The organism is Acinetobacter rathckeae (assembly GCF_015627125.1).
Classification (GTDB): Bacteria; Pseudomonadota; Gammaproteobacteria; order Pseudomonadales; family Moraxellaceae; genus Acinetobacter; species Acinetobacter rathckeae.
On the sequence record NZ_VTDO01000004.1, the window covers coordinates 162072 to 174958 of the forward strand.

General features: G+C 39.9%; 11 protein-coding genes. 5 read left to right on the top strand and 6 right to left on the bottom strand.

Going from position 1 to position 12887, the window contains the following annotated elements; translation table 11 throughout:
- Positions 1-46: 46 nt before the first annotated feature.
- The 6 genes from I2F31_RS08330 to alc all read right to left on the bottom strand — a co-directional run bounded on the left by I2F31_RS08330 (position 47) and on the right by alc (position 6067).
- Entirely contained in the window at positions 47-871 is an 825-nt protein-coding gene (locus I2F31_RS08330) for a carbohydrate ABC transporter permease (protein ID WP_213014841.1), read from the bottom strand.
- A complete protein-coding gene (locus tag I2F31_RS08335; RefSeq protein WP_195768679.1) occupies positions 871-1776 on the bottom strand; it encodes a carbohydrate ABC transporter permease in 906 nt (301 codons plus the stop codon). Before I2F31_RS08335 ends, I2F31_RS08330 begins: the two co-directional genes overlap by 1 nt.
- Before the next feature lie 12 nt (positions 1777-1788).
- Positions 1789-3057: an ABC transporter substrate-binding protein gene (locus tag I2F31_RS08340; RefSeq protein WP_195768678.1), complete on the bottom strand. Its 1269-nt coding sequence runs from the start codon at positions 3055-3057 to the stop codon at positions 1789-1791.
- Positions 3054-4172 (bottom strand): ABC transporter ATP-binding protein, encoded by a 1119-nt coding sequence (locus I2F31_RS08345; protein WP_195768677.1) that lies wholly within the window; start codon positions 4170-4172, stop codon positions 3054-3056. The genes I2F31_RS08340 and I2F31_RS08345 overlap by 4 nt, the downstream gene beginning before the upstream one ends.
- A gap of 377 nt (positions 4173-4549) precedes the next feature.
- Complete coding sequence (locus tag I2F31_RS08350; RefSeq protein ID WP_195768676.1) at positions 4550-5047, bottom strand: ureidoglycolate lyase; 498 nt, start codon at positions 5045-5047, stop codon at positions 4550-4552.
- Positions 5048-5059: 12 nt separating this feature from the next.
- On the bottom strand, positions 5060-6067 hold the full coding sequence (gene alc, locus I2F31_RS08355; RefSeq protein ID WP_195768675.1) for an allantoicase: 1008 nt from the start codon (positions 6065-6067) through the stop codon (positions 5060-5062).
- A gap of 163 nt (positions 6068-6230) precedes the next feature.
- Between alc and hpxO the strand changes: the two genes are divergently transcribed.
- From hpxO to I2F31_RS08380, 5 genes are all read left to right on the top strand, one after another.
- The gene (gene hpxO / locus I2F31_RS08360) at positions 6231-7388 is read left to right on the top strand and encodes an FAD-dependent urate hydroxylase HpxO (RefSeq protein ID WP_195768674.1); all 1158 of its coding nucleotides are present in this window, start codon (positions 6231-6233) and stop codon (positions 7386-7388) included.
- A 310-nt stretch (positions 7389-7698) separates the two neighbouring features.
- Positions 7699-8814, top strand: coding sequence for a BMP family ABC transporter substrate-binding protein (locus tag I2F31_RS08365; protein ID WP_195773749.1), 1116 nt, complete (start codon positions 7699-7701; stop codon positions 8812-8814).
- A gap of 312 nt (positions 8815-9126) precedes the next feature.
- Complete coding sequence (locus tag I2F31_RS08370) at positions 9127-10731, top strand: ABC transporter ATP-binding protein (protein ID WP_195768672.1); 1605 nt, start codon at positions 9127-9129, stop codon at positions 10729-10731.
- Positions 10732-10766: 35 nt separating this feature from the next.
- Positions 10767-11855: an ABC transporter permease gene (locus I2F31_RS08375; protein WP_195768671.1), complete on the top strand. Its 1089-nt coding sequence runs from the start codon at positions 10767-10769 to the stop codon at positions 11853-11855.
- A 42-nt stretch (positions 11856-11897) separates the two neighbouring features.
- Positions 11898-12818, top strand: a complete 921-nt coding sequence (locus tag I2F31_RS08380) for an ABC transporter permease (RefSeq protein WP_195768670.1) — start codon at positions 11898-11900, stop codon at positions 12816-12818.
- Positions 12819-12887: the final 69 nt, after the last annotated feature.

A 12887-nucleotide genomic window follows, 5' to 3' on the forward strand; every position in this document is an offset into this window, starting at 1 on the left:
AACCTTGCAATAAAGTGAGCATAGTGCAGTTTTTATGTGAGAGGCCTTAGCGAATGCCTGCTCGCATAAAAGACTGAACGAATTGTTTTTGGAAAAAGACAAATAATACCAAAAGAGGCAACGAGGTCATTAATGTGGCAGCACTCACAAGTGCCCATTGAACACCTTGATCAGGTGCTGAGAATAGCTGTAGTCCAACCGTTAATGGTCTTACATTGACAGAGTCTGTAATCACTAGAGGCCATAAAAAATCATTCCAATGCGTACTAATCGAAACTAAAATAAATGCAATATATACAGGGGTTGCGATGGGTACATAAATACGCCATAAAATAGTCCACTGGCTTGCACCTTCAATCATTGCGGCTTCTTCTAAAACGACAGGGATTCCTTTAAATGTTTGCCGTAGTAGGAATATAGCAAAGGCAGAACAAAAGTAGGGAAGTGCGATGCCAAGTAAAGTATCACGTAATCCCAATGATCCAATGGTTTGGTAGTTTTGTAGAATGAGTACGTCAGGACTAATCATTAACTGTAATAAAATTAATGAAAATAATAAACCTTTTATCTTTAAAGGAAACCTGACCAATGAATATGCGGCCAAAGTGGCTAAGACAACCTGTACGCAAACAATTAAAATGACCAATAATGATGTGTTTAAAAAGTATCTTGCAAAAGGAGCCGTATGCCATGCCTGAACAAAATTATCTATAGTGACTTGTGAAAATAGAATAAATTGTCCTTGTAGCTCTGCAGGGTGAAAGGCTGTCCATACGGCCAGTAAGAGTGGCAATAACCAAAGTAAAGCACCTGTCCAAATCAATGCCCAAAGCAAAATAGGAATAACCTTGTTTTTAAAAAAGTTTGGCATTATTGATACCATGTTTTTCTATCTAAAAAATAAAACTTTAGCCAAGCCAAAGTCGCCAATACAATCAATAAAACAATGGTCATTGCAGATGCAGAAGACGTATCCCAATAACTAAAAGCAGTTTGATAAATATAAAATAGAATAAGAGATGTACTGTTATCTGGGCCACCATTGGTCATGGCAATCACGACATCAGCTAAGCGAAAAGCATTCAGTGTGGCATTGATTAAAATAAAAATAGTGGTTGGCATGAGTAAAGGCCATTGGACTTTCCAAAAAAAGTGCCATGTAGATGCTCCCTCAATTCGTGCGGCTTCATATAGTTTGGTATCTTGTTGTTGTAATCCAGCAAGATAGAAAATCATAAAGAAGCCTGCTTCACGCCATATGGTCACTGTCATTAAGCTATACAGTGACACATTTGGATCACCTAACCAATTGATAGAAGAAAATCCTAAACTATTTAACCAGTGGTTAAGTACTCCAGTTTGAGGGCTGTAGAAAAATAACCATAGATTTGCAATCGCAATCATTGGCAACAAAGAGGGTAAAAAAAAGGCACTTCGCAGTAACCCTCGTCCCTTACAAGGGCGGTTAACTGCCAGTGCCATAAGTAAAGCTAAGCCACAAGATAATGGAATGGTAATCAATGCATAAAATAGTGTATTTTTCATCGACTGAATGAATACAGGATCTTGCATAAGACTTTGGTAATTTTCTAGCCCTACAAATTTAGCAGGGCTACTCCCGTGGCCAGCAAATAAACTTTGCCAAAATGTTGCAATGACTGGATAGTATGTAAAAGCAATTAAAAAAAACAATGCAGGTAAGATGAATAAGTATCCATACATCTGTTTGGTTAACATGGTTTTCCGAATAGTAATCGTTTTACTTGTTCCAGACATTATTAAAACCTCTTATTGATAAGGTTTTAATAGGCGATCTGCTTGTGACTGAGCATCTTTTAATGCACTGTCTGCAGAAGATCTACCTGTGATCGTGGCCTCAATGGCACGAGTAAGTAACTCTTTAACTTGTAAACTACGATACGTCGCTAATTCAGGCTGTGAGTATTTTAATTGCTCACGTGCAACCAATGCTTGAGGATATTGTTTTACATATTCTTGCATAGACTTGGTTTGCCATGCAGCAGGTGATGTTGCAATATAGCCTGTTGTAATACTCCAACGTGCAGCTTGTTCAGGTTCTGATAACCAACGAACGAATTTTAAAGCCGCTTTTTGTTGATCTGGTGTCATCCCACTGAATAAATATAGGCTACCACCACCCGTTGGGCTACCACGCTGGGTTTTTTCAGGAATCATACTGATACCAAATGGAAATTTTGCTTTTTCTCGGATTTCACCTAAGTTCCCTGTAGACATAAATCCCATGGCTGTTTTGCCATCGATAAAATCTTGTGGTGTTGTATTGTCTGCAATAACACCTTTAGGTGAGATATTATATTTCACGGATAAATCATGTAAAAAGGTTAGCGCCTCTACAGATTTTGGTGTGTAGTATGTGACAGCCGTTCCTTTCCCATTATCTAAATGCCCACCATTTGAAGCGACAAATGCTTGGTATGGCCAATAAGAACCCGGTGAATTTGAAGGGACTTCAACACCCCATTGGGTGACGGTATTACCTTGGCGAATGGTCAGTTTTTTGCCAAATTCGACCAACTCTTGCCAGTTTTGTGGTGGGTGTTCAGGGTCTAGACCTGCTTTTTTAAATGCCTCTTTATTCCAATACATGACATTAGTTGAACGCTGAAATGGTACACTCCAGACTTTACCATCGATATGACGGATAAAAGCTGGATAAAATTGACTTAACCATTTTTGCCCATCTGCGTCGCCTTTCACTAAATCAGATACAGGAATAATTGCACCTGAATCTTTTAAAGAGTAAACCTCAACATCTCTCATGACCGCAATTTGTGGCGCATTATGTCCACGGTATGCTGTTGAGGCCTTTGTAAATGTCGTAACATAATCACCAGTATAGATAGGATCAATTTTGATATCAGGGTTTTGCTTCATGAAGTCTTTGACAAATCCTTCAATCGTACTTTGTACTTTCCCACCAACAACAATTGGATAATACATTTGTAAGGTAACAGGTGCAGCATGGCTTGCTGAACCAATTGCTAATAATAATAGTGCCCCAAGACGCTTCATCATGAAACTTTCTCCTGAAATAATAGTGATATATTTTGATGTGTAGCTTGTTGTAATGATTTGCTGTGATAGCGATTTAATGTTTGACCTGTAAAAATATACTGAGCATCGTGCTTCCAATCTAAACCTATGGTTTGGCCTACTACATATTGGTGTAGACCATTCAGTTTAATTGTGACTTGGTTTTTGGGTTGGGCATCAATGTTGCAAAGTAAAAGTGTATCTGAACCTAAATACTCATAACTAATGACTGTTGCAGTCATTTTTCCTTGAGCTATAGGTACAACTTGAATTGCTTCTGCACGTAGCCCCATAGAAATATCTGTTGCATCAATATGTGGGATAAAGGCACTATGACTTAGGCCATAACCATGATTTACAGCATTTAATGGAATGATATTCATGGCAGGTGCACCAATAAACTGTGCAACAAATCCATTACATGGATTGTTATATAGCTCTGCTGGATGGCCAATTTGCTCAATATGTCCGTTATTCATGAGTACAATACGATCCGCCATAGTCATGGCTTCTGTTTGGTCGTGAGTGACGTAAATAAGCGTTAAGTTAAGTTTTTGCTGGAGTTGTCGAATTTCTCTACGCATGGTTTGACGTAGCTTTGCATCTAAATTGGATAGAGGTTCATCCATTAAACATAAGGGTCTTTTTGAAATGACTGCTCTACCTAAAGCGACACGTTGTTGTTGCCCACCAGAAAGTTGAGCGGGTAAGTGGTCTAAGAACGCATCGAGCTCAAGTAGTTTTGCAGTTTCATGTAAGCGATGTTCAAAGGTAGAGTGATCTTCTTTTCTTGCTTTTAATCCAAATAAAAGGTTTTCACGAATGGTTAAATGTGGAAAAAGTGCATAAGACTGGAAAACCATAGATAAATTGCGATCAGCAGGACCTAAATGACTGACCTCTTTTTCTTTTAATAATATTTCACCTTCATCGGCAGATTCTAAACCGGCAATTGTTCTAAGTAAGGTTGTTTTCCCACAACCTGATGGGCCAAGTAATGCAATAAATTCACCTTGATGAATATCAAAACTAATATTATCTAGTGCAGTTTTAGTGCCCCAGCTTTTTTTAATTTTATGTAGCGTAAGGTGGTTCATAATTGGTCTTTTTTATTTGAGAGCTGTAAGAATGAACAAAAAAAAAGACAGATTTATGACAAAAAAAAGACCTATTGATGACATCAAGTATCCGTTAAAACACGGATAAACATCAGGTGGTTTAATATTTTATGTTTATGGATTTAAACTTTTGGAGAAATTTTTCTGTGTAGTGAATAGGGACGTATTGAATGAGGCGTTATTGTATAGATCTACTCGATACAACCATTACCGTCTTTAAACTGAGCTGATTTGAATTGTATATGCTAAAAAATGGACAGTTTTTTGTTAAAATGAGATAAATATAACCAAGATAGTCGTCGTATTTATTTTATTATTGCATGTCACTTAACAAAAAAATTGTGACATGCAATATATTATTCACCAATCTGTATTGCCAAATCAAACTCAAACACATCGCAATTATGTCCTGTACCAATACGGTCAATCACTGCAAAATCACTTGGGCTTTCTAAGGTCAGTAGTGGGTGATGCCATGTATTGACGCTATAATTCACCCCTTGAGTACCATCAGACAAAAAAGCACGAATTTGTGAGAGATCAGGGCAGTCATCATTGAGTGCAGGGGCAACCACAATTAAAAAAGCTTGCCCAGACATTGGCACAAAAGCCTGAGAACCTTGTGGGTGTTTTTCTAGCATTTTAATGTTAAATGGTACTTTCGATGTTTTAATATTTCGAAAAATACTAATCCCAATCTCTGCTTGCCCATACTTTTGTGTGGTCACAATGGCGTTATAGCGTTCAGTATGGGCATCATTAATATGAAAAAAATCATGTCCTTTACAGCTAATCACCTCACCAAATGGGGCAAAGCCCGCAATGGTGAGTGGTTCAATACGAACAACTTGCATACACACTCCTTGTTAGGCTTTGGCTTTACCCCATAGACGAATACGGCTAATGCCTCCATCTGGAATCATATTTACACGAATATGAGATATTTTTTGTGTCGCTAAAATTTCAGTAATAAACTCGTGAATGTGATCCATCTGCATGTCTTGTGCTTCGAGTAAAAATGGCCAAAACATACTTTGAGGAATCAGTTGTGGGTCAGTGGCATCTTCAATATACGTGGCTTGAATAGACACTTGTGCAGGGTAGTTGCCTTTAAAATGTGCGGTATCAATATCAATTTTTTCAATTTCACCTGCTTGCCCAAGTGCCAAAACACACCAGTCAAAACCAGGAGCACGGCGACGTTTGGTTTCCCAACCATCACCCATGTTTACACCACGGCCAGGGTTAATGAGGTTACGTGGATGGCCATAGTGTGCATCGCTATAGGCAATGACACGCCCGCCGTTTTCAAGGGCAAGTAGGTCGATGGTTTCGTTGCTGTGCTGTGTCGGTTGTACTTGGCCATACACACGTAAACGGGCAATACCGCCATCTGGAAAAATGTTTAAGCGAATGTGCGTAAAGACTTCAGCCTGAGCGGTGGTATAAAAAATATGGTGTTGGCTTGGGCCTAAAATGCTGTTGCCTAAAATGGGTTGCCAAACAGCAGTAGATAGATCTCCTGTTGGTGCATAGCAGGCTTCAAGTGAAGCTGAGGCCGCGTAGTTACCTGTAAAAAAAGTGGTGTCGATATCTACTGCTTGAATAGAGCCTGCCACGCCCAGTTTAACAATACACCAGTCATAACCTGCATGGCGTTTGCGACGCGTTTCCCAACCGTCCATCCATTTGCCGTTGTCATCAAATTTATCTTCTATAAATATTGGGGCGTCAAATGCCAGCATACGCTTTGCTTCGGCAAAGAACTGGTCAGAACAGTCGATAATTTCTGCACCAATACGCAAATCCGCTAAATTTGTAAGAGTATTTAGGTCGTTTGGTTGTTCAAATGCGGGTGCAAGCAGTGTAGCCATGCGATAAGTTCCTTCATTATTTATAGGGTTTTTTCAGTAAAAGCAAATCTCACGCCAAATTAAGATTTTGCACAAAATAGGTATAAATTGCACCGAATATTCAAAAAATGGCACATTTTTGGCTAGGTAAAAACAGATAATTCTAAAATAAGTAGGAATCAAAATGAAAGTAGTCATTATTGGTGCAGGTATGGCCGGCTTAACTGTAGGTATCGCACTAAAAAAGTTCGGTCATGAGGTTGCAATCTATGAACAAGCCGAGAAAATTTTACCTGTAGGGGCTGCTATTTCATTGTGGTCAAATGGCGTGAAATGTCTGAACTACTTAGGCCTGACTGAGCAAGTGAAACGCTTAGGTGGGCAAATGAATGATCTTGCTTATATTGATGGTCACTCAGGTGACACCATGACAGCGTTTAGTCTAGCGCCGTTGGTCAAAGAAGTGGGGCAAAAGCCATATCCTGTATCTCGTGCTGAATTGCAAAACATGCTTATGGATGAATTTGGCCATGAAAACATTCATCTTGGTAAACGGATGACCCAGCTTACACAGCAAGGTGACAGTGTACAGGTTGAGTTTGCCGATGGTACGCAAGTAGAAACCACTTTACTGATTGGTGCAGATGGTACGCATTCCATCACCCGTGCCTATGTATTAGGTGAGCAAGTGGAACGCCGTTATGCAGGCTATGTGAACTGGAATGGTTTGGTCAAAGCTTCGAATGATGTTGCACCACTTGAACAATGGACAACATTTGTGGGTGAGGGGAAACGTGTGTCTGTGATGCCTGTGGCCGATAATCGTTTTTACTTCTTCTTTGATGTGCCATTGCCTGTTGGTCTAGAGAATAACCGTGCAACGTATAAATCTGATCTAAAAGGTTATTTTGATGGTTGGTGCCCACAAGTACAGCAACTGATTGACCAAATTGATGAGCAAACCACAAACCGTGTTGAAATTCACGACATTGAACCATTCTTACAGTTTTATAAAGGCTCGGTGGTGATTTTAGGTGATGCTGCTCACAGCACGACGCCTGATATTGGTCAAGGGGGGTGCCAAGCCATGGAAGATGCCGTGTATTTGGCACGCTCGTTACAAATAAATACCCTTGGTTTAGAAGATGCACTACAGCGTTACCAAGATAAACGTAATGAGCGTACCAAAGAAATGGTTTTACGTGCCCGTAAGCGTTGTGACGTGACGCATATGAAAGATGAGGCTGTGACCCAAGCATGGTATGAGTCATTAAAAACAGAAAAAGGGCCACATATTATGCAAGGCATCATTGGTAATATTGTTGGCAATGTTTTAGATTAATCGGATTTTTTTTTAGTAAATATTTGATTTTAAAATTAAAAGTTTGTTTTTCTTGTCGTGTACTAAGCCCATATTTGAGTGAACATAAGGGCTTAGTACATGACAATAAGATGATTTGGCGATTTCAACCCTAGCATAGATTTTAAAAAAGATTTCTAGTGTTGTAATAAAAGAAACTTTTTGACGTTTTTTACACAACTTGGAATAAGACTTGCTTTAGTTTTATAGAAACAATGCAGTAAATCAATTTAAACCTTTATTCAAGATTCGCTAAATTTTAAATATCATATTGAATTGGAGTATGAAAATTATGCAAGATACGGCTCAAACCCATCTTCCTAAGCGTAGTTTTAGTCTTAAAAAAATCACTCTTCAGCTATTGGCGAGTTTAACAATTTGTGGGGGCGTGTTTGCTCAAGCACATGCAGAAGATAAAGCAGCATTTGTTTATATTGGCCCAACAAGTGATCATGGTTGGACTTATGCACATGACCAAGGCCGTATTAAGGCTGAAAAAGCGTTAGGTGGCAAATTTAAAACGTCTTATATTGAAAATGTGTCAGAAACAGCAGATGCCGAACGTGTGATTCGTAATTTGGCACAGCAAGGCAATAAAATTATTTTTGCAACCTCATTTGGTTATATGAACCAAGTTGAAAAAGTGGCAAAACAATTTCCTAACACTATCTTTATGCATGCAACAGGCTATAAAGAAGCGAAAAACCTAGGTGTTTATGACTTACGTACCTATGAAGGTGCGTACTTATTGGGTGTGATTGCAGGTCAGAAAACTCAAAGCAATGTACTAGGTGTGGTGGGTTCTTTCCCAATTCCAGAAGTTGTACGTAACATTAATGCTTATACCCTTGGTGCACAAAGTGTAAATCCTAAAATCACTACCAAAGTGGTATGGGTGAATTCTTGGTTTAACCCAGGCAAAGAACGTGATGCGGCATTGGCACTGATTTCACAAAAAGCCGATGTGTTAATGCAAAACACAGATTCTCCTGCTGTGGTACAAGCGGCAGCACAAAAGGGTGTTTATGCATTTGGTTGGGACTCAGACATGACCAAGTTTGGGCCCGAAGCACACTTGGCAGCATCTGTATTGCATTGGGAAAAAGTGTATACCCCTGCTTTAGAGCAAGTGGCTAATAAAACATGGAAGCCAGGCGAAATCTGGTACGGCGTGAAGCAAGGTGCTGTGGGTGTTGAAAACTTTGGCCCTGCAGTCACTGCTCCAATGAAAGCCAAAGCTTTAGAGGTACAAGCTGAAATGTTAAAAGGTACCGTACATCCATTTGCTGGCCCAATTTATAAGCAAGATGGCTCATTGGTTACAGCAAAAGGCACGACTTTGTCTGATGCAACTTTGAGCAAAATGAACTATTACGTGAAAGGTGTAGAGGGTTCTTTACCGAAGTAATGGATCAGTCGTACTGATGTTATAAGGTGGTGGGTAGGTCAAACATGATGTATCCACCATTGCTTAGTTTAGACGTTGATACCAGCATAAAGTGCTGATCGATTGAATACGCTTCCTAAACGATTTAGATTTTACCTAAACCTCAGTGTGATGAGGTGACACGTTTAACAGCATCTATAGTTACACGGTTCTATTCTACTTTTTAGCTCCTTCTTACTTCTGCAACAGCATGTTCATCATCGGTTATTACTGTCTCGTTTTGGCGTTTTAAAAAGTCCAATCAAGACTTAAATTACATACAGAGTTTAGGTTATGCATATACAAGCTCCCACTGACGACACTCGCCATGATTTCGAGTTAAAAGAATCATCGCCTCATAATCTTCGGCTTGAGTTGTTGAATATTAGCAAAAGCTATAATCAGCTCAAGGCGAATGATCGTATTCACTTAAAAGTACATGCTGGACAAATTCATGCAATTTTAGGCGAGAATGGTGCGGGCAAAAGTACCTTAATGAAAATTATTTATGGTGCGACCAAAGCAGATCAGGGTCAAATTTTGTGGAATGGTAAAGAAGTGTCGATTGACAGCCCTGCAATGGCCAGAAAGCTTGGCATTGGTATGGTGTATCAACATTTTTCACTGTTTGAAACACTGACGGTTGCAGAAAATATTTTACTTGGTCTTGACCAAAAAATTGAGGCAAAAGCCTTACATGACAAAATTATTCAAGTATCCGAGCAGTATGGTTTAAAAGTTGACCCACAACGAGAGGTCTATTCACTTTCTGTCGGTGAGCGCCAACGTGTTGAAATTATTCGCTGTTTATTACAAAACCCCTCTTTAATTATTTTAGATGAACCAACGTCTGTACTCACACCGCAAGCCGTGAAACAACTGTTTAAGACTTTCAAGTTGTTGGCATCGCAAGGGGTTTCTATTCTTTATATTAGCCACAAGTTACATGAGATTAAAGCACTGTGTGACGAAGCCACAATTTTACGTAATGGGCAAGTGACAGGGCATGTTTTGCCAAGTGAAAACAGTACCAGTGATTTAGCACGTTTAATGATTGGGCGTGAATTACCTGTGTATGAGCATCAAGACTTTGAAGGTACAAAACAGAAGTGCTTTGAGCTATCTCAGGTTAGCCAGCAGTCAGATGACCCATTTGGTACGCATTTAGAACAGATTAATTTAAGCATATATAGTGGTGAAATTACAGGTATTGCGGGTATTTCGGGCAATGGTCAAGCTGAACTCTTGGCATTGCTTTCGGGTGAAAATGCCACCAAGCAAGGCCAAATTATTTTTGATGGGCAAGACATTTCTAAAATGACCGCAGGGCAACGCCGTGACCTAGGCCTTGGCTTTGTGCCTGAAGAACGTTTAGGGCGTGGTGCTGTACCCAATATGACGTTATCGCAAAACAGTTTGCTGACAGCATTTCGCCGTGGTCTGACTAAATTTGGTTTAATTCAGTTTGAAAAAACCAAAGCCTTTACGGCTCAATGTATTGAAAAGTTTGGTGTGAAAGCCAGTGGTGTTGATGCAGAGGCACGCTCACTATCGGGTGGTAATCTACAAAAATTTATTGTGGGACGAGAAATATTACAACAGCCAAAAGTATTAATTATTTCTCAGCCAACATGGGGAGTAGATGTAGGTGCATCTATGTTTATTCGCCAAACACTAATCGATCTGTCTCGCCAAGGGGTTGCCATATTGGTAATTTCTGAGGAGTTAGAAGAGTTGTTTGAAATTAGTGACAAAATTTGTGTTTTATCATCAGGCAAGTTGTCTGAGCCGATGTTGACCCAAGACACCAATGCCGAACAAATTGGTTTACTCATGTCAGGTATTGCCTCTGAAAAAATGGCAATAAAGTCGTCTAACAATGAAACCGCTCATGTCTAGCACGCATAGTGAAATGATGAAAATAGGGTGAAAAGATGCATTTATTAGAGCCAAGAGAACATCCCTCTCAAGTGATGAAGTGGCTTTCTCCTGTCATTGCACTGATTGCAATGTTAATTGTGGGTAGTTTTTTATTTATGGCGTTAGGCGTCAAGCCAACAGAAGCCTTATACATTTTTTTTATTGAACCACTCACAACAAGTTATAGCCTGAGTGAGCTTTTGGTGAAAGCCAGTCCACTGATTTTAATTGCGTTAGGGCTTGCTGTGGGCTTTCGTGCCAAGCTTTTTAATATTGGTGCTGAAGGTCAGTTGACCATGGGGGCAATCTTTGGCGGTGGTGTTGCTATTTTGTGTCACGATCAGACAGGTTGGTGGATTTTACCTTTAATGATTGTGATGGGTGCGTTAGGTGGTGCACTGTGGGGGCTTATTCCTGCACTGTTAAAAACCCATTTTAATGCTGAAGAAACACTCACCACGCTGATGATGAATTATGTGGCGATGTTTATTTTGCTGTACTTGGTGGGTGGGCCATGGCGTGACCCGAATGGTATGAACTTTCCGCAGTCCATTATGTTTGGTGATAGTACAACTTTACCAATGGTGATTGAGGGTACGCGGATTAATGCATCTATTTTTATTACCATTGTGGCCGTGGTGTTGTTTTGGTTATTTGTACGTAAAAGTATGACTGCCTTTAAACTTGAAGTGAGTGGTCAAGCACCAATGGCAGCCAAATATGCAGGGTTTTCCTCTAAGAAAGCCATTTGGTTTAGCTTGGGGATTTCAGGGTTAATGGCAGGGATTGCTGGTTTGTGTGAGGTGGCAGGGCCGATTGGTCAGTTAAACCCTAATATTTCACCAGGTTATGGTTATGCAGCCATTATTGTGGCGTATTTAGGACGTTTAAACCCAATTGGTATTGTACTTTCGGGGTGCTTAATGGCACTGATTTATCTTGGTGGTGAAATGGCACAAATGCAACTTCAGTTGCCTGTGGCGATTACGGGTATCTTTCAAGGTTTATTGCTCTTTTTCCTTTTAGCCTCAGATGCATTTATTGAAAACCGTTACCGCTTTGCAAAAAGAAAAGTAAAAACCCCACCTGTAAGTACCACCTAAAAAGGTCATTAATGCCCATGAAAATGAAGGCAGGAGAACAGCATGAGTATTGAAGTTACAGCGATTTTAGCGGGTACAATTGCCGCAGCAACCCCGCTCATCTTTGCAGGTTTAGGCGAGCTAGTTGCAGAAAAAACAGGGGTCATTAACCTTGGTGTAGAAGGCATGATGTTGGTTGGTGCAATTGCAGGCTTTGCTTTTGCAACCCATTACCAAGCCAGTGTCTTTAGCTCACTGTTGGTTGGTGGTGGGGCGGGTATGATCATGGCGCTTATTTTTGCCTTTTTTACCCTGTCTATGAGTACTAACCAATCTGCATGTGGTTTGGCATTAACCATTTTTGGTATGGGTATTTCTGCTTTTATTGGGCAAAACTACGTGAGTATGGCTTTACCTGGTCTTGGTAGTTTAAATGTTCCAGTGTTATCAGATATCCCATTTCTTGGCCCGATCTTATTTCAGCAAAACTACGTGGTTTATTTGTCTATCTTGGCATTTTTCGTGGTTTGGTGGGTTTTAGCGAAAACACGTTTAGGCTTACTGCTTAAAGCAGTGGGTGAGTCGCCTGAAAGCGCACATGCCATGGGCTACAATGTGTTGGCCATTCGCTATGGTGCTGTTTTATTTGGTGGTTTAATGGCAGGTATGGGCGGTGCATTTTTATCTACCGTGTATACGCCAATGTGGATTGAAAACATGGTGGCAGGTCGTGGTTGGATTGCCATTGCTTTAGTGGTATTTGCAACGTGGAAACCGACACGTTTAATGTTGGGTGCATACTTGTTTGGTGGCGTGACCATTTTACAGTTTCATGCACAAGCATTGGGTTTAAAAATTCCAAATGAGTTTTTGTCTGCACTGCCTTATGTGGCAACCATTGTGGTATTGGTGATTATTTCACGTGACAAAAAGCTTTTAAAAATGAACTTGCCTGCATCTTTAGGGAAAACTTTTAATCCTTAAATTGATGATTTTGCTCTGATGTATTTTGAGATTGCACCATATTCATGGTGCAATTTTTTATTCAAAATA